Annotated in this window: 1 protein-coding gene; it reads right to left on the bottom strand. The window is 52.3% G+C overall.

What is annotated here, in order from left to right; genetic code table 11:
- Nucleotides 1-398: oxygen-independent coproporphyrinogen III oxidase (locus ETC02_RS17115; RefSeq protein WP_216367884.1), on the bottom strand; the 398-nt coding region annotated here is incomplete at both ends.

Below are 398 nucleotides of genomic sequence, written 5' to 3'. Positions count from 1 at the left end.
CCCGTGAGAACTGCTGCATCCGCGCTTTCTGGCGCAGATAGGTATCAAAGCACATGCAAATGTTGCGGATCAGCAAGCGACCTTTCGCCGTCACCTGTATTCCCTTCTCATCCACATCCACCAGCCCATCTTTTGCTAACGGGGCGAGCAGCTTGAGATCTTCCGCAAAGTAATCAGCGAAGTGCAAATCCCACTGTTTCTCAATAGGGGCGTAATCCAGGCGGAAGTTGCAGATGAGCGACTTAATCACATCGCGGCGAATACAGTCATCACGCGTTAGCGCAATACCACGCCACAGCGCATTTCCTTGTTCATCCACTTGCTGATAGTACTGCTTCAACTCTTTCTGGTTCTGCGCGTAGCAGTCGCCAATCATGCTGATGGCGGAAACGCCCATC

The sequence above is a fragment of the Geobacillus sp. DSP4a genome (assembly GCF_013096875.1).
GTDB lineage: Bacteria > Bacillota > Bacilli > Bacillales > Anoxybacillaceae > Geobacillus > Geobacillus thermophilus.
Note: the sequence above shows the minus strand (reverse complement) of the source record. Positions and strands in the feature narration are given on the sequence as shown.